The sequence below is a fragment of the Stenotrophomonas sp. STEN035 genome (genome assembly GCF_056759935.1).
The window spans coordinates 98,546-114,617 of the sequence record NZ_JBRRDY010000008.1 but is presented as its reverse complement, the minus strand read 5'-3'; the positions used below and the strand labels follow the sequence as shown (position 1 = coordinate 114,617).

Annotated in this window: 19 protein-coding genes; 15 read left to right on the top strand and 4 right to left on the bottom strand. The window is 64.4% G+C overall.

Going from position 1 to position 16,072, the window contains the following annotated elements:
- Window positions 1-113 precede the first annotated feature (113 nt).
- The 5 genes from ACVOLL_RS06305 (at window position 114) to ACVOLL_RS06285 (ending at window position 4,670) form a co-directional block, all read left to right on the top strand.
- Window positions 114-1,010, top strand: coding sequence for a segregation and condensation protein A (locus ACVOLL_RS06305; RefSeq protein WP_481512123.1), 897 nt, complete (start codon window positions 114-116; stop codon window positions 1,008-1,010).
- Between the two features lie 16 nt (window positions 1,011-1,026).
- The gene (gene scpB, locus ACVOLL_RS06300; protein WP_481512122.1) at window positions 1,027-1,878 is read left to right on the top strand and encodes an SMC-Scp complex subunit ScpB; all 852 of its coding nucleotides are present in this window, start codon (window positions 1,027-1,029) and stop codon (window positions 1,876-1,878) included.
- A complete protein-coding gene (locus ACVOLL_RS06295) occupies window positions 1,871-3,508 on the top strand; it encodes a pseudouridine synthase (protein WP_481512121.1) in 1,638 nt (545 codons plus the stop codon). The genes scpB and ACVOLL_RS06295 overlap by 8 nt, the downstream gene beginning before the upstream one ends.
- Before the next feature lie 178 nt (window positions 3,509-3,686).
- A complete protein-coding gene (locus ACVOLL_RS06290; RefSeq protein ID WP_481512120.1) occupies window positions 3,687-4,031 on the top strand; it encodes a type II toxin-antitoxin system prevent-host-death family antitoxin in 345 nt (114 codons plus the stop codon).
- Between the two features lie 3 nt (window positions 4,032-4,034).
- Window positions 4,035-4,670: an ATPase gene (locus tag ACVOLL_RS06285; protein WP_481512119.1), complete on the top strand. Its 636-nt coding sequence runs from the start codon at window positions 4,035-4,037 to the stop codon at window positions 4,668-4,670.
- Window positions 4,671-5,300: 630 nt separating this feature from the next.
- Here the strand turns inward: ACVOLL_RS06285 and ACVOLL_RS06280 are convergent.
- From ACVOLL_RS06280 to ACVOLL_RS06265, 4 genes are all read right to left on the bottom strand, one after another.
- Complete coding sequence (locus ACVOLL_RS06280; protein ID WP_481512118.1) at window positions 5,301-5,732, bottom strand: hypothetical protein; 432 nt, start codon at window positions 5,730-5,732, stop codon at window positions 5,301-5,303.
- A 92-nt stretch (window positions 5,733-5,824) separates the two neighbouring features.
- Window positions 5,825-6,640 (bottom strand): amidohydrolase, encoded by an 816-nt coding sequence (locus ACVOLL_RS06275; protein WP_481512117.1) that lies wholly within the window; start codon window positions 6,638-6,640, stop codon window positions 5,825-5,827.
- The gene (locus ACVOLL_RS06270; protein ID WP_481512116.1) at window positions 6,633-6,977 is read right to left on the bottom strand and encodes a hypothetical protein; all 345 of its coding nucleotides are present in this window, start codon (window positions 6,975-6,977) and stop codon (window positions 6,633-6,635) included. The genes ACVOLL_RS06275 and ACVOLL_RS06270 overlap by 8 nt, the downstream gene beginning before the upstream one ends.
- A complete protein-coding gene (locus ACVOLL_RS06265; RefSeq protein ID WP_481512115.1) occupies window positions 6,974-8,122 on the bottom strand; it encodes a pyridoxal phosphate-dependent aminotransferase in 1,149 nt (382 codons plus the stop codon). Before ACVOLL_RS06265 ends, ACVOLL_RS06270 begins: the two co-directional genes overlap by 4 nt.
- Before the next feature lie 170 nt (window positions 8,123-8,292).
- On the opposite strand from ACVOLL_RS06265, the gene ccmA reads away from it, so the two are divergent.
- The 10 genes from ccmA (at window position 8,293) to ACVOLL_RS06215 (ending at window position 16,031) form a co-directional block, all read left to right on the top strand.
- Window positions 8,293-8,952 carry a heme ABC exporter ATP-binding protein CcmA gene (gene ccmA, locus ACVOLL_RS06260; protein ID WP_481512114.1) on the top strand — a complete coding sequence of 220 codons (660 nt, stop codon included), beginning with the start codon at window positions 8,293-8,295 and terminating at the stop codon, window positions 8,950-8,952.
- A complete protein-coding gene (ccmB, locus tag ACVOLL_RS06255) occupies window positions 8,949-9,644 on the top strand; it encodes a heme exporter protein CcmB (protein WP_481512113.1) in 696 nt (231 codons plus the stop codon). Before ccmA ends, ccmB begins: the two co-directional genes overlap by 4 nt.
- Before the next feature lie 99 nt (window positions 9,645-9,743).
- Window positions 9,744-10,376 carry a TetR/AcrR family transcriptional regulator gene (locus ACVOLL_RS06250; RefSeq protein WP_481512112.1) on the top strand — a complete coding sequence of 211 codons (633 nt, stop codon included), beginning with the start codon at window positions 9,744-9,746 and terminating at the stop codon, window positions 10,374-10,376.
- Between the two features lie 200 nt (window positions 10,377-10,576).
- Window positions 10,577-11,329 carry a heme ABC transporter permease CcmC gene (gene ccmC, locus ACVOLL_RS06245; RefSeq protein ID WP_481512111.1) on the top strand — a complete coding sequence of 251 codons (753 nt, stop codon included), beginning with the start codon at window positions 10,577-10,579 and terminating at the stop codon, window positions 11,327-11,329.
- Complete coding sequence (gene ccmD / locus ACVOLL_RS06240; protein ID WP_481512110.1) at window positions 11,326-11,499, top strand: heme exporter protein CcmD; 174 nt, start codon at window positions 11,326-11,328, stop codon at window positions 11,497-11,499. Before ccmC ends, ccmD begins: the two co-directional genes overlap by 4 nt.
- Entirely contained in the window at window positions 11,496-11,963 is a 468-nt protein-coding gene (ccmE, locus tag ACVOLL_RS06235; protein ID WP_481512109.1) for a cytochrome c maturation protein CcmE, read from the top strand. Before ccmD ends, ccmE begins: the two co-directional genes overlap by 4 nt.
- Window positions 11,964-13,898: a heme lyase CcmF/NrfE family subunit gene (locus ACVOLL_RS06230; protein WP_481512108.1), complete on the top strand. Its 1,935-nt coding sequence runs from the start codon at window positions 11,964-11,966 to the stop codon at window positions 13,896-13,898.
- Window positions 13,895-14,521 (top strand): DsbE family thiol:disulfide interchange protein, encoded by a 627-nt coding sequence (locus ACVOLL_RS06225; RefSeq protein ID WP_481512107.1) that lies wholly within the window; start codon window positions 13,895-13,897, stop codon window positions 14,519-14,521. The genes ACVOLL_RS06230 and ACVOLL_RS06225 overlap by 4 nt, the downstream gene beginning before the upstream one ends.
- On the top strand, window positions 14,518-14,970 hold the full coding sequence (locus tag ACVOLL_RS06220; protein WP_481512106.1) for a cytochrome c-type biogenesis protein: 453 nt from the start codon (window positions 14,518-14,520) through the stop codon (window positions 14,968-14,970). Before ACVOLL_RS06225 ends, ACVOLL_RS06220 begins: the two co-directional genes overlap by 4 nt.
- The gene (locus ACVOLL_RS06215) at window positions 14,964-16,031 is read left to right on the top strand and encodes a tetratricopeptide repeat protein (RefSeq protein ID WP_481512105.1); all 1,068 of its coding nucleotides are present in this window, start codon (window positions 14,964-14,966) and stop codon (window positions 16,029-16,031) included. The genes ACVOLL_RS06220 and ACVOLL_RS06215 overlap by 7 nt, the downstream gene beginning before the upstream one ends.
- Window positions 16,032-16,072: the final 41 nt, after the last annotated feature.

Below are 16,072 nucleotides of genomic sequence, written 5' to 3'. Positions count from 1 at the left end.
TCATATGTGGAAGCGCGCAGAACAAGCGCGAGTAGCTCGTAATACAGGGCTGGAATCCTCCCGGGCGGGAACCTGGGATGTGCACAGTTCGCAATACCCCGAATGTCGACCTGATGACTTCCGAACTCGCGCACGACGCGAACCCGCCAGCGCAGCATCCCTTACCTCAGCAGCAGGAAATGCCGCTGGCGATGGTGCATGGCCAACCGGTGCTGCAGATCCCGCAGGATCTGTACATTCCACCGGATGCTCTGGAAGTCATTCTCGACGCCTTCGAGGGCCCGTTGGATCTACTGCTTTACCTGATCCGCCGGCAGAACCTGGACATCCTGGATATTCCGGTCGCCGAGATCACCAAGCAGTACGTGGAATACATCAACGTCATGCAGGAGCTGCGCTTTGAACTGGCGGCCGAATACCTGGTGATGGCGGCGATTCTTGCTGAAGTGAAGTCGCGCATGTTGTTGCCGCGCCCACCCAGCATCGAAGGTGAGGAAGCAGACCCGCGCGCCGAACTGGTACGCCGCCTGCAGGAGTACGAACGTTTCAAGCAGGCCGCCGAGGATATCGACGACCTGCCCCGGCAGGACCGCGACACCAGCCTGGCGCACGCCTTCGTGCCGGAGCGGGTATTGGTCAAGGCACCGCCGCCGGTGGAGTTGAAGGAAATGCTGCTGGCGCTGCACGACGTACTGAAGCGCGCAGAGCTGTTCAGCGGCCACGCGATCAAACGCGAAGCGCTGAGCGTGCGGCAGCGGATGGGCGATGTACTGAGCCTGCTGGAAGGCGACAAGTTCTACCGTTTTGAAAGTCTGTTCACCGCCGAAGAAGGCAAGCTCGGCGTTCTGGTCACCTTCCTCGCGGTATTGGAGCTGGCCAAGGAACAACTGCTGGATCTTGTACAGGAAGCCCCACTCGCCCCGATTTACGTGAAGTCCCTGGCCACCGGCAACACCAACGCACCGCTGCAGTTTTCCAGCGAGTTCGATGACGCTGACACCACCGCCTGAGCAACCGACCCAACGCATGGATCAACCGCTGATCAACCGTATTGTCGAAGGTGCCCTGCTTGCTTCCAGCCAGCCGGTCACCTTGGCACAGCTGCAGGGCCTGTTCCCCGAGGATGCGCCGGCACCGCCGGGCAGCATCGAGCGCGCACTTGAACTGCTGCGCGAGAGCTGTGCAGGGCGCGGCGTGGAGCTGACGGAAGTAGCCTCCGGCTACCGCTACCAGATCACCAGCGAAGTGCACGGCTGGGTATCCAGGCTATGGACCGAACGCAAGACCCGTTACACCCGTGCCACGCTGGAAACCCTGGCCTTGATCGCCTACCGGCAGCCCATCACCCGCGGCGAGATTGAACAGGTACGCGGCGTGGCAGTGAGCAGCAACATCATTCAAGCCTTGGAAGAGCGCGAGTGGATCCGGGTGATCGGCCACCGTGACGTGCCCGGCAAGCCAGCCTTGTTTGGCACCACCAAGGGCTTTCTGGATTACTTCGGGCTCAAGCGCCTGGACGAACTACCGCCGCTGTCCGAACTACGCGACATCGGCGAGCTGGAACCGCAACTACCGCTGGATGGCGACGGCCAACCAGCTGCCCCGCTTGCCGCTGGTGCCGCCTCGTCGCAAGGCCTGGATGCCGCCAACGACAGCGACCCAATACCCGCGGCTACGCCAGAATCCCCGGATTCGAACGCAGCCACATCCAACACCGCCTTCACCGGCGAACCCGACGCCGCGCCGGGAGAGCGCGCGGCGGAAGTGGAACAAACTGAAAACAACGCCGTCGCGACGACGACCGTGGCTGTTGATGTAGCCGATTCCGAACCAGAGGCCGACGCGGAAAACGCCGGCCGGAGCCAAACAGATGAGTGACACCCCGCGTAAATCTTCGTTGAACAAGCTCTCGCTCAAGCGCGAAGCCGACACCGAACAGCAGCCCAAACTCGAAGAGCGCCTGCACAAGGTCCTGGCGCAAGCCGGCCTGGGCTCGCGCCGTGCGCTGGAACAGCGTATCGCCGACGGCCTGGTCAAGGTCAACGGCGAAGTCGCCAAGACCGGCATGTCGATCAAGAGCGGCGACAAGATCGACCTCGACGGTCGCAGCTTTGTCGCCAGCGCGCTGACCGACCCGTCGCGCGTGCTGATCTACAACAAGCCCGAAGGCGAAGTCACCACCCGTGACGATCCCGAAGGCCGCCCGACCGTATTCGAAGCGCTGCCGCCGTTGAAGGGCGCACGCTGGATCGCCATCGGCCGCCTCGACATCAACACCACCGGCTTGCTGCTGGCTACCACCGACGGTGAACTCGCCAACGCGATGATGCACCCGTCGTTCGAAGTCGAGCGCGAGTACGTGGTGCGCGTGCGCGCTCCGGAAGGCGAAGAGAAGGTCTCCGACGAAATCGTCGAACGCCTTGGCCGCGGCGTGCTGCTGGAAGACGGCGGCGCCAAGTTCGACGAAGTCGAGCGCATTGGCGGCACCGATTCGCACGACTGGTTCCGCGTGGTCGTCAAGGAAGGCCGCAACCGCGAAGTGCGCCGCCTGTGGGAATCGCAGGGCTGCCAGGTCAGCCGCCTGAAGCGCACCCGCTACGGCAAGATCGAGCTGCCGCGTGACCTGATGCGCGGCAAGTCGGTGGAACTGACCACCCAGCAGGTCGACGCACTGCGCGCCCAGCTGAAGCTGGAAGAAGGCACCCCGTCGGCACTGACCCTGCAGCCGGTGATCGGCCAGCGCAAGGCGGTCAAGACCACCCTGCGCGTGTCGCGCGATGGTGGCCGCGGCAATGCCTACGTCAACGGCCACAACACTGCCGACGAAGGCCGCGAACTGCGTCGCTTCGACAACGTGCGCGAAGACCGTGGCGGCCGTGGCCGTGGCAACAGCGGCGGCTACAAGGGCGGCCTGACGGTCAGCGGCGAAGCCGCAGCCAAGCAGTCGCAGAAGCCGTTCAAGCAGCGCAAGCCCGCCGGCGACCGCAGCCTCCCCGACGGCAACCCGGCCGCGTTCCGCACCTGGTATGTGCCGGACGGCGTCAGCACCGGCCCGAGCGGCCACCGCAATGCAGGTCCGGGCGCAGCACGCGGCCCGGGCGGTAATCGTGGTCCGGGCCGCGGTCCGGCCGCTGATGGCCAGGCACGCCCCTACGGCAAGCCGCGTCCGGGCGGCGCCCCGGGCGCAAGCCGCGGCGGTCCCGGCCAGGGTCGTCCGCAGGGCACAGGCAGCCAGGGCGCTGGCCAAGGTCAGCGCAGCAAGCACCCTTACGGCCACCCGGGCAATGCTCCGAGCTTCCCCTCCGATCACGCCACCCCGAGCTACAGCCCCTACGGCGCACGTCCGGCTGGCGGCCGCCCGAGCGGCGGCAACCGCGGCCCAGGCGGCCCGGGTGGTCGTCCGTCAGGTGGCCCGCGTCCGGGCGGCAACCGTCCTGGCGGCGCTGGTCGCCCGGGTGGCGGCGGTCGTCCAGGTGGCGGCGGCAACCGCGGCCCGCGCGGCGCCTGATCCACGACGCAGCTGACGCGCAACACCGCGCAACACTGCAAGCAAACGCCCGGTGCACCTTGCACCGGGCGTTTGCGTTTTTGGGCCCCGTCTACAAACGATGGATGAACCAATAAAGGTAAAAATACTCAAAATGGACAATTTGGTATATTTTGCCTATACGCACCCGGAGATCGCCATGGATCTTTCCCTGAACCTGCTGGATCTGGAGAAGACGCCTGCCAGTGACGTCAAGGCCAAAGGCTGGCCAGATCTGATGCGCAAGGTCGCCAAGCTTGGCGCTGTGGTGGTTACCAACCACAACCATCCGCAGGCGGTGGTGGTTTCTGCCGAGGAGTACCAGCGCCTGGTTGCGCAGGCCTCCGGCGCCTCGGTCGCAGCGCAGCGCGCACAGTCGCTCAGGCAGCTGCAGACTGAGTTCGATGCGCACCTTGCCGTGCTTGATGATGGCAACACGCTCAACAAGGCATTGAACCGCCGCGCCCGTCGAGACCTGAAGATCACCCCGGGCAAATCACGCTGACCGATGGCGAGCATTCTGGTATTGGCTGGCGTCAATGGCGCCGGCAAGAGCTCCCTGCTAGGCAGGATGCTGGAGCATGATGGCGCTACCTGGTTCAACCCCGATGCCTTCACCCGGCAACTGGTGGAGCAGGACTGGCCGTTGACAGAAGCCAATGCGACCGCATGGCAGGAAGGTACCCGCCGCCTGCGCGAAGCGATCCAGTCCAATCGCGACTACGCGTTCGAAACGACACTTGGCGCCAATACCATTCCCAAGCTGTTGCGCGAAGCCTGCGAGCAACATGAGGTAACGGTGTGGTTCTGCGGCCTGGAGAGTATCGAGCTGCATCTGCAACGTGTGGCCGAACGGGTTGCAGCTGGCGGCCACGATATTCCCGAAGACAAGATCCGTGAGCGCTTTGACAGCTCGCGCCTCAATCTGATCGAACTACTACCACACCTGACAACGCTGCACGTCTATGACAATAGCCGCCCACCGGATAGCGACGGCCGCGTCGAGCCGCTGGTGGTGTTGGAAGTAAATAGAGGGCGGATTCTCTGCCCGGCCAGCCAGGAAGAGTTTGCGCAGGTGCCGGAGTGGGCCAAGCCCGTGGTGTGGGCGGCGCTCAAGGCCTTTGCGGCTGCCAATGAAAACTGAGCCGCAACGCCAGGAACACGTCTCCACCAGCGGTTGACCTGCACCGCCCTGCTCTGCCTTGGACTTGAGCGCTCAGGCCGGTTTGAAGACTCAGCGATAGCGAAGCCGACAGGTGCACTGCTTGCTGATCGAACGCCTGCAGTTACGCGAAAAGCCCCCCTCATCCGCCCCTGCGGGGCACCTTCTCCCGCAAGCGGGAGAAGGGAGCAGTCCCCAAACATTGTTCCACTTGTTGCTACTGCGCTCTCCATCGCTTCGGCTCTGGCCGTTGCTTCGGCACTGGCCGTTGCTTCGGCTCTGCCCGTTGCTTCGGCTCCGGCGGATGCTTCGGCTCCGGCGAATGCTTCGGCTCTGGCCGTTGCTTCGGCTCTGGCCGTTGCTTCGGCTCTGGCCGTTGCTTCGGCTCTGGCCGTTGCTTCGGCTCTGGCCGTTGCTTCGGCTCTGGTCGTTGCTTCGGCTCTGGTCGTTGCTTCGGCTCTGGTCGTTGCTTCGGCTCTGGTCGCTGCTTCGGCTCTGGCCGTTGCTTCGGCTCTGGCCGTTGCTTCCGCATTCCCTTCTCCCGCAAGCGGGAGAAGGTGCCCGGAGGGCGGATGAGGGCGAGCTCTTGCTCTACGACTCACCACCACAAAATCAGCGACGCTCGATCACAAATTTGCCAAACCCAACACCGATACTCCAACCACGCCCGGTACCTGCCAATGCAAGCGAAATATCGCCCTTGGTCATCGCCTGAGCATCAGTAGCGCGCGAGGCACTGGCATGCACCTCAGCCGCCGCGTACGTACCCAACAAGTCGTTGAGCGAATACGCGCCGGTAAACTTGCCGCGGCCATCGGTGATGGTGGTCCGCCCCACCGTCAGGCCACCGCCCTTGGCAGTGATCTTGACCGGGATGCTGGCACCGTTGTCACAGGTAATCGTGCCGGTGCCGCTGGAGGTCTTGTAGAACGCCGACCAACCCGACAGGTTGTAATGCAGTTCGCAGTCGATATTGCCCGCTGCCTGTGCTGCCGGTGCAATACCCAGCGCCAGCACAGCAGCCACTGCCATCATCTTCTTCATCGTGCATCCTCTGCTTGATTGGAACTACCACTGAGCCTGACAGCCGCCCTGCACCTTGCAAAGGGCTGACAGGCGCAGCACGCGGCCGGCGTTCAGCGAACCACCACAGGCCCGCCCAAGGTAAATGCATCGGCATCCAACATCGCCGGGAAGCGCTCGCGATGCGCCGCCAGCGCCTGCGCCGAGATGGTGGTGGTGACCACCTGTTCGCGCTCGCGGATCTCCAGTTGCGGCTGACCGAGGAAATCGATCACTGCGCTGTCGCCGGAATAGTGCAGGCCATTGCCATCCACACCGATGCGGTTCACCACCGCGACGTAACACAGGTTCTCGATCGCGCGTGCACGCGCCAGGGTCTGCCACGCGTACGCACGCGCCGACGGCCAGTTGGCGACGAAGATCTGCAGATCGAAATCCATCTGCCCCGCCCGATCCACATCGAAGCGGTTGCGGCAGAACACCGGGAAACGCAGGTCGTAGCAAATCTGCGGATTGATCCGCCACCCCTTCCATTCCACGCAGAGCCGCTCGTTGCCAGCGGCGTATCGCTTGTGCTCGCCGCCATAGCGGAACAGGTGGCGCTTGTCGTAATAGTGCAACTCGCCTTCGGGCGTGGCCCACAGCAGGCGGTTGTAGACGCTACCATCAACCCTCAGCTGCACGCTGCCCGTTACTACCGCACCCAGCGTGCGCGCCTGTTCGGCGATCCAGGCGACGGTCGGCCCGTCCATGTCTTCAGCCTGGTCAATCGCGTCATTGGAAAAACCACTGGTAAAAGTCTCCGGCAGGATCACCAGATCGGTATTGCCAGCCAACGGCGCCAGCAGAGCAGCGTAGTAGTCACGATTACCCGCCGGGTCGTGCCAGCGAGTGTCGCCTTGCACGAGAGAAATACGAAGATCATTCATCAGAATCATTGCCATCCGAGTAAGGCAAGAACGTAATGCAGTAAGCGTAGGGCCGCTCGCGTGGCGGCAGCTCCAGCTCGGCTGGGAGGACCTGGACTTCGTCGGTTATGGAAAAACCGACCTCCTCGCTGACGAAGCGAATCATGGCTACCGCCTCGTCCGCATCCGTGGCCCATCCCTTCATCGCCATCACCGCTGGGCCAGGAGGACACTCCAAGCCATCCACCAATTGCCCGGCAATGCCGGCAGCAACAATCAGGTAGTGCTGGAACGGCGTACTGATACGACCATCGCGCAGCTGCGCTCTCCAATCTTCGTTGAGGTCAGACTCTGTCATAGCCGTGCCAAGCGCTCGATCGCAGCGTCCAGCGTCGCGTCGTTCTTGGCGAAGCACAGCCGCACCAGACGCTGCCCAGCCGGCGGGGTTTCATAGAACGGCGACAGCGGAATCGCGGTAACGCCCTTCTCGATGGTCAACCAACGCACGAATTCATGGTCCGGCAGGTCGCTGATCGCCGAGTAGTCGACCAGCTGGAAGTAACCGCCTGGCACCGGCAACGGCTTCAAGCGCGTGCCCAGCAACTGCTCGCGGAAGCGGTCGCGCTTGCTCTGGTAGAACGCACCCAGCTCCAGATGATGTTCGGGCTCATCACGGATCATCGCAGCAAAACCGTACTGCGCCGGGCTGTAGGTGGTGAAGGTGTTGTACTGGTGCACCTTGCGGAACTCGGCCGTCATTGCCGGCGGTGCGATGGCATAGCCGATCTTCCAGCCGGTGCAGTGGTAGGTCTTGCCAAAGCTCGATATCACGAACGCACGTTCGCGCAGTTCCGGGTAGCGCAGCGCCGACTCGTGACGCGCACCGTCATAGATGATGTGTTCGTACACTTCATCGGAGATCAGGTAGATGTCGGTGCCACGCAGCACATCGGCCAACGCCTGCATGTCATCGGCAGTCAGCATCGCGCCGGACGGGTTGTGCGGCGTGTTGACCATCAACATGCGTGTCTTCGGGGTGATGGCCGCGCGCACGCGATCCCAATCCACCGCAAAGGTCTGCGGGTCTAGCGGCACATGCACAGCGCGCGCGCCGGCCAGGTCGATCGCCGGCTCATAGCAATCATAGGCCGGGTCCAGCACGATGACTTCCTCGCCGGCCCGCACCACGGCGTGGATGGCATTGAAGATGGCCTCAGTGCCGCCGGAGGTGACGGTGATCTCGCTGTCCGGATCGACCTGTGCGCCGTAGCAATCCAGCGCCTTCTGAGCGATGGCCTGGCGCAGCGGCGCTACGCCTGTCATCGGCGCGTACTGGTTCAGGCCCTCACGCATGGCCTTTGCGGTCTCATCGATCAAACGCTGCGGGGCAGAAAAGTCTGGAAAACCCTGGCCAAGATTGACCGCACCATGCTCGGCGGCCAGCTGTGACATCACGGTAAAAATGGTGGTGCCCACCTTGGGCAACTTGGTCTGCGGATGCATGGATAGGTACACGCCGGGGGAGAAAACCCCGAGTGTACGCAAAGCTGGCACGCCAAGCTTCCCAAACCGTGCCCAAAGGCCCCGGGACAGCAGCATCCCGGCGCTATACTGCGCGCCCCGATGCGCTGCCCAGCCGGCGCCACCTCCCAAGGACGGAAGCGCCCGATCCGATGATTGAAACTGCAAACATCCCGCCGCTGCTCGACGCACGCGGCCTGCGTTTCACCCGTAATGACGATCCGGTATTCGGCCCGCTGGACCTGCACGTAGATGCAGGTGAAGCGCTGTTGGTGCAAGGGAACAATGGCGCAGGCAAGACCACGCTGTTGCGCGTATTGGCCGGACTGCTGCGTCCGGACGAAGGCCGGATCGAGATCGACGGTCGGCCAGCCAACAGGACTGATCGCTCCCGCTATATCGCCTACCTGAGTCACCTCACCGCACTCAAACAGGACCTCGGCTGCCTGGAAAACCTGCATTTCCTGTGCGGGCTGCAGGGCCGCCGCGCGCGGCAGATGCCGGGCAACGCCTTGGCCATTGTCGGCCTGGCCGGCCATGAGGACACCTTGGTGCGGCAGTTGTCGGCCGGCCAGAAAAAGCGTCTGTCACTGGCCCGCATCTGGTTGTCACCGGCACCGATCTGGCTGCTCGACGAGCCCTACGCCAATCTTGATCTGGATGGGATAAATCTGGTCAACCGGATGATTTCCGCGCACCTGCGCGGCGGCGGCGGCGCGCTGGTGACCACCCACGGCGCCTACGCGGCACCACCAGTACGCAATCGCACCCTCACCTTGGTCAGCCAGGCAGCACAGGAGGACGCGACATGAGTCTGCCAGGTCCGCAACCGACCCTGCTCTCCGCCGCCCGCGCCTTGCTGGCGCGCGACTTGAAGTTGTTGTGGCGTCGCCGCGGCGATGCCGCTCAGCCGATCCTGTTTGCCCTGCTGGTGGTCGCCTTGTTCGCGCTGGCCTTGGGCGGCGCACCCAAGCTGCTGCAGAGCGTTGCCTCGGCGGTGCTGTGGCTGTCGATTCTGCTGGCAGGCCTGCTGTCGCTGGACACTTTGTTCCGCAGCGATGCCGAGGATGGCTCGCTGGAGCAGTGGCTGCTGTCGCCGGTGCCGCTGGCCTGGCTGGTCGCGGTGCGGGTGTTCTCGCATTGGTTGACCACCGCGTTCCCGCTGGTGCTGGTCAGCCCCCTGCTGGCCGAACTGATGCACCTGCCACGCGAGCAGCTGCCGGTGCTGATCACCGCGCTGGCGCTGGGTACGCCGCTTCTGAGCCTGCTCGGCGCGGTGGTCGCGGCCTTGACCGTGGGCATGCGCCGCGCCGGCATCCTGCTGGCGCTACTGGTGCTACCGTTGTACGTGCCGGTACTGGTGTTCGGCGCCGGCGCGGTGGCGGCCGCGGCGCAGGGCTTTGATCCCAGCGGTGCGCTGCTGATGTTGGCGGCCGGCTTGCTGGTCAGTGCGGTGCTTGCCCCACTGACCGCGGCAGCGGCAATCCGTATCGCCAACTCCTGAACGCAAAACAGCGCTATCCTTGACACTGACTTCACAAACTGAACCAAGCACATGGCTGAGCGGCCCCACACGGAAGTCCCGAGCGTAGACAAACCTACCTTGCCGCCCCGTCCTGTGGTCGAGCTGCAACGCCGTGGCGAGCTGCGCGTAGAGAAGTTTCTGGCAGCCGCCACCGAAGTCTTCAACGAAAAAGGTTATCAAGCCGCGCGACTTGCCGACATCGTCAAACGCGCCGGCGGCTCGATGGCCACCTTGTACCGCGCCTTTGGCGACAAGGAAGGCCTGATCCATGCCTTGATGGAGCAAAGCATCAACGACTTCGGCCGCAGCCTGGACACCTTGCTGCAATCGCCGTTGCCGCCTACCGAGGCCCTGGAAGAAGCTGCAAGCCAGATGGCCGAGGAGGTCCTCTCGCCCGCGCGCCTGGCCTGCCATCGGGTGGTCATTTCCGAAGGCATGAACCAACCCGGGCTGCGCGATTGGTTCCATGCCCATGGTGTGGCACCAATGGAAGTGCTGCTCAGCCAGTACTTCGCCCGCGAAACCGCCGCCGGGCGTATGTACATCGAGAACCCCGAACAAGCCGCGCATTTCTTCTACATGGTTGTGATCGGCGGCCTGATCCTGCGCTCGGTCAATGGCCGTGTGGTTGCCAGTGACCTGCCCCGCGCGCAGGAGCAGGCACGTGCAGCCGTACGCCTGTTCATGGCCGGCGCCCTGCCCCGAAGCTGAGCGGGTCAGCAGGGCGCGAATCGGCCACGCCCCTCCAAAAAACGCCGCCCTCAAGTGGACCTGCTTCCTCCCCGCCGGTTTTCTGAATTTGCGGTATCTTGCGCTAGTCTGAAAACAGCAACGGTGGTGCAGCCCGCACCGCCCAGCCGGTCGGGCCGCTGATCGCGGCCTGGTCATCGTCTTCCTCAGCGAGCGAGCGGATGTTCAAAGGTTTAGTTGGTTGGTTTCACAAGCTGGGCTCACCGCCCTACTTCGACACCTTCGCCGCCCGTTGGTCCACCTGGTGTTATATCGCCGCGCTGCCACTGTTTGGCTTCGGCCTCTGGCAGGCCTTGGCGGTAGTCCCGGCTGACTACCAGCAGGGCGACAGCTTCCGCATTCTCTATATCCATGTGCCGTCAGCGTGGATGAGCCTGTTCGTATTCGGGTTGATGGCCTTCTACAGCGCCATTGCACTGATCTGGCGGATCAAACTCTGCGAAATCCTGGCCATGGCCTGCGCGCCCATCGGCGCCGCTTTCACCCTGATCACCCTGCTCACCGGCAGCATCTGGGGCAAGCCGATGTGGGGCACCTGGTGGGATTGGGACCCGCGCCTGACCACAGAGCTGATCCTGTTATTCATGTACCTCGGCGTGATCGGCCTGTACGGGGCCATCGATGACCGCCGCGCCGCCGCCCGCGCCGCCGGCCTGCTGGCCATCGTCGGCGTGGTGATGTTGCCGATCATCCGCTACTCGGTGGTGTGGTGGAACTCGCTGCACCAGGGCCAGACCATCCGCGTGTTCGGCGACTCCAGCATGGACAGCAGCATGATCCTGCCGCTGTGGATCATGGTGTTGGCTACCAAGTTCTGGTTCGTCGGCTCGCTGCTGTCGCGTGCCCGCGCCGACAACCTGCGCCGCGAAGTCGGCAAGGCCTGGCTGCGCGAGAGGCTGGAGAAATCGGCATGAGCTATTTCAAATACGTGGCACTGGCCTACGCCGTGTTCTTCATCGTATTGGCCTGGGACTTCATCGTGCCGCGCCTGCAGATCCGCCAGCAGTTGCGCGAAGCACGCGCACGCATCAACCGCGCCAGCCGCAGCAGCGCAGCGCCGGTTGACGAGGAACTGAGCCGATGAGCCCGACCCAGCGCCGTCGCCTGTTGTGGGTAGTGCTGGTGCTGCTGGTAGCTGCCGCTGCCGTCGCCTTGGTCAGCACTGCCTTGCAGCGCAACATCGCCTATCTGTACACGCCAGCCGAGGTCAAGGCCGGCCAGGTTGCACCGGACGCACGTTTCCGGCTGGGCGGGATGGTTGCCAAAGGCTCGTTCAAACGCGAACCCGGTGCACTGCTGGCGCGCTTCGAGGTCACCGACGGTGACGCGATGCTGCCCGTCACCTACGACCGAATCCTGCCCGACCTGTTCCGCGAAGGACAGGCGGTGGTCGCCACCGGGCGCATGGTCAACGGCGTATTCGTCGCCGAAGACGTGCTGGCCAAACACGACGAGACCTATATGCCCAAGGAGCTGGCCGACAAGATGGGCGTGGCACACGACAAGCACCAGGTCCCGGCCACCACCCCAACGACGGAAACGCCCTGAGTGCTCGGTGAAATTGGACAGGTACTACTGATCCTCGCCCTGCTGGCAGCCCTGCTGCAAAGCGTCATGCCACTTGTCGGCGCCCAACGCGGCATACCCGCACTCACCGCGATTGCCCGCCCAGCAGCGATGCTGCAACTGACCATGGTGCTGGCTGCCTTCGTGGTGCTGACGATTGCCTTCGTGCGCCAGGACTTCTCGCTGCGCTACGTCGCCGACAACTCCAATACCCTGCTGCCGATGATCTACCGCTACTCGGCGGTATGGGGCGCGCACGAAGGTTCGTTGCTGATGTGGTCCTTGGTACTGGCGCTGTGGACCGCCGCGGTTGCTGCGTTCTCGCGGCAGCTGCCGCCCGAGGTGATGGCACGGGTGCTGTCGGTGATGGGCATGATCAGCGTCGGTTTCCTCGCCTTCCTGCTGTTCACCTCCAACCCGTTCGCACGCCTGCTGCCGGCACCAAGCGAAGGCCACGATCTCAATCCGCTACTGCAGGACCCCGGACTGATCATCCACCCGCCCCTGCTGTATCTGGGCTACGTCGGTTTCGCGGTGCCGTTCGCCTTCGCCATCGCAGCCTTGATCGACGGCCGCATCGACGTGCGTTGGCTGCGCTGGACCCGGCCGTGGACCAACGCGGCCTGGGGCTTCCTGACCATCGGCATCGCGCTGGGCAGCTGGTGGGCGTACTACGAGCTGGGCTGGGGCGGCTGGTGGTTCTGGGACCCGGTGGAGAACGCCAGCTTCATGCCGTGGCTGGTTGGCGCGGCCCTGCTGCACTCGCAGGCGGCCACTGAAAAGCGCGGCGTGTTTGTCGGTTGGACCCTGCTGCTGGCAATCGCTGCGTTTGCGCTGTCCCTGCTTGGCACCTTCCTGGTGCGCTCCGGCGTGCTGACCAGCGTGCACTCGTTTGCCGCCGATCCCTCGCGCGGCCTGTTCATCCTCATTTTCCTCGGCATCGTGGTGGGCGGCTCGCTGCTGCTCTATGCAATACGCGCACCCGGCATGGGTGGCAACAGCAACGATCCGCGCCGTGCGTTCGCGCTCAACTCGCGCGAAAGCCTGCTGCTGGCCAACAACCTGCTGCTCAGCTGTGCCTGCGCGATGGTGCTGCTCGGCACCTTGTATCCGTTGCTGGCCGACGCCCTGGATATGGGCAAGGTCTCGGTAGGCCCGCCCTACTTCGGCACGCTGTTCGTGCTGTTGATGGCGCCGATGATCGTGCTGCTGCCATTTGGCCCGCTCAGCCGCTGGCAGCGCGAGCAGGGCCTGCGCACGTTGGCACTGTTGGCACCGTGGGCCGGGCTGGCCATTGTGCTGGGCATCATTGGCTGGTGGATGGCACCGCAGGGCAAGTTCAAGACCGGCATCGGTATTGCTGGCGCTACATGGGTGGCCGGCGGCACTGGCTATTACCTGTGGACACGGCTGCGCAAGAGCGGCCGGCTCAATGCCGAAACCTGGGGCATGCTGATCGCACACTTCGGCGTCGCCGTGTTCCTGGTCGGCGCCTTGTTGGTGGAGGCGCTGCATGTACAGCATGAAGTCGCGCTGGCACCCGGCAAATCCATCGACGCCGGCGGTTATACGCTGCTGTTCGAAGGCGTGGATGCCAGCGATGGACCGAACTATCACTCCGACCGCGGGCACCTGCAGGTATTGCGCGGCGACACGCTGATTACCCGCCTGCACCCGGAAAAGCGCATGTACGCCAGCGGCGGCCAGCCGATGACCGAAGCCGGCATCCACCCCGCGCTGGGTGGCGATATCTACGTCGCACTGGGAGAATCACTGGGCAACGGTTCCTGGGCCGTGCGTGTACAGATCAAACCTTTTGTCCGCTGGATCTGGCTGGGCGCGGCGCTGATGGCGCTGGGCGGTTTCATTACCGCCGTCGACCGCCGTTTCCGCCGGCTGCCTGAGAAATCGAAATGAACAACCCTGCATCCGAATCCAAAACCAAGCATCGCCTGCCGCCAGTCGCCATCGTGCTCGGCGCGCTGTTCTTCCTCGGCCTGATGGGCTTGATGCTGTACGGCGTCAGCCGCTCCGGGAAGCCCGACCGCGACAGCCTGCCCTCGGCGCTGATCAACAAACCTGCGCCAGCGTTTTCCTTACCCGTGCTCCACGACCCCAGCGTGCATGTCACCGACAAGCAACTGCGCGGCGCGCCCTATCTGCTCAACGTCTGGGGCAGCTGGTGCCCGACCTGCCGCGATGAACACCCCATCCTTACCCGCTTCGCCGAGACCAAGCGCGTGCGCGTGATCGGCTACAACTGGAAGGACGAGCCCAGCGAAGCACTGCGCTGGCTTGAGCAGCTGGGCAACCCCTACATGGTGGTGCTGGCCGACCAGGAAGGCCGCACCGCGCTGGACTGGGGCATCGCCGCCGCACCGGAAACCTTCCTGGTCGACGGCAGCGGCATCGTGCGCTGGAAGTACAGCGGCGCCATCACCCAGCAGGTCATGGACGAGCAGCTGATTCCGGCACTGGAAAAAGTCGAAGCCGCTGCCGGCGGCAAGCACGGTGCGCCGGATCTCGGGGCCGCCCGATGAAAGCCTGGGCTGTGGTCCTGCTATGGCTGTGCCTGGCGTTTGCCGCCAGCGCGCAGCCAGCCGGAGACCCCAGCCCACTGCAATACCGCGACCGCGCCGAGGAAGTGCGTTTCCACGCGCTGACCGCCGAGCTGCGCTGCGTACAATGCCAGAACCAATCGCTGGCCGATTCCAACGCGCAGATCGCCCATGACCTGCGCCGTGAAGTGCTGAAGCTCATGCACGAAGGCCGCAGTGATGCCGAGATCAAGCAATTTCTGGTCGACCGTTACGGCGAGTTCGTGCTGTACCGCCCGCAACTGGAAGCCGGGACCGCCCTGCTCTGGTTCGGTCCCGGCCTGTTGCTACTTGCCGGCGCGGTGCTGTTGATCGTCTATGTCCGGCGGCGTGGCCGCGCCGTTCCTGTCGCCACCAATGACGATGCCAGTCAGGAAGAACGCGAATGGTGAATACCGGGTTCATGGCAGGCGCTGCAGTGCTCGCGGTGGTGGCAACCGGCATCACCTTGTGGCCGCTGTGGCGCGCCGGCAAGCGGCGGATCTGGGGCAGCCTGGTAGCGATGGCGCTGGTCGCCACGCTGGGCCTGTACCAGTTGTTGGGAACCCCGGCGGCGCTGCAGCCGCAATCCGAAGCCGCTGCCGCGCCGCAGACCATCGAAGAAGGCATCGCCCAGCTGCAGGACGCCTTGAAGCAAAACCCCGAGCGCGTTGACGGCTGGGTGCTGCTGGCCCGCTCGCAGTTGGAGATCGGCAAGGTCGCCGATGCCGCTGCGGCCTACCAGCGCGCCGTACAACTGGCACCGGACGAACCCGGCCTGCTGCTCGAAGCCGCACAGACCCGCGCCCAGGCTGACCCCAAATTTCTGTTCGACGGCACCGCCCAGCAGTGGCTTGCCCGCGCCCGCCAGATCGCACCGGACAACGAGCGGGCGATCTGGCTCACCGGCATCGTGCAACGCCAGCAAGGCCAGAACGATGAAGCTGCGCGGACCTGGGAAAGCCTGCTGCCGAGGCTCGAGCCAGCCGCCGCAAACGCGCTGCAGGCGCAGATCGATATCGCCCGTGGCAAGGCACCGGCCACCGCGCCGGCTGGCACTGCAGCAACAACGCCGCCAGCAAGCGGTGCTGGTGCTGGTGCTGGTGCTGGTGCTGGTGCTGGTGCTGGTGCTGGTGCTGGCATCACCATAACGGTAACCCTGGCCCCGGCCTTGGCTGAACGCGCCGCCTCCGGCAAGGAAACCGTGTTCGTCATCGCCCGCATCCCCGGCGGCCCGCCAATGCCTGTCGCCGTCGAGCGCCACCCTGCACAGGTAGCGCCGCTGACCGTCACCCTCGACGACGGCGACAGCCCGATGCCCACGCAGAAGCTGTCGGCGCTGCAGGAAGTGGAGGTATTCGCCCGGCTGTCCGCCAGTGGCAATGCGATGCGCGGCGAAGGCGACGTCGAGTCGGTGCCGTTCAAGGTCAAACTGCCAACTGACAAGCCCTTGACCATCACGCTGGGTCAATGACGCAACCGGCTTCTTTGTAGGAGCGGCGTAAGCCGCGAAGC